At 38.2% G+C, this 353-nt stretch carries 1 protein-coding gene; it reads right to left on the bottom strand.

The annotated features are described in order from the left end of the window. Window positions 1-71 precede the first annotated feature (71 nt). On the bottom strand, window positions 72-353 hold a 282-nt coding region (locus MUW74_RS04335; protein ID WP_243553119.1), incomplete at its 5' end, for a hypothetical protein.

The following is a 353-nucleotide window of genomic DNA, read 5'->3' as shown; positions in this document are numbered from 1 at the left end:
AGGAGAAAAAAAAGAAGAAGGAGTAGAAGGAGAATAAGGTGAAACGAAAATGTATTTTTTGCATCTCTATCTCAGGTAAAAACATGCGTTTCACGTAGCCTTTTTTTCTTTCCTCCCAGATTTCCTCTGACACATCTTTTCTTCATTAACTTTATGCAAAACTTTGCCTGATAATGAAGATAATGATAGTAAGAGTAAGAAAAGTTCAGTGTATAGAGAGTATAGGGAGAGGAGAAGAGAGAGAGAGAGAGAGAGAGAGAGAGAGAGAGAGAGAGAGAGAGAGAGAGAGATGGAACCCCAAAAAGACCAGAACGAGAACAGAGTCCAATGACTGGGAGCTCAATTATGTAAAT

The sequence above is a fragment of the Candidatus Cardinium sp. cBcalN2 genome, from assembly GCF_022810445.1.
Classification (GTDB): Bacteria; Bacteroidota; Bacteroidia; order Cytophagales; family Amoebophilaceae; genus Cardinium.
The sequence above is the reverse complement of the archived record's forward strand: the minus strand, read 5'-3'. Positions and strand labels throughout refer to the sequence as shown.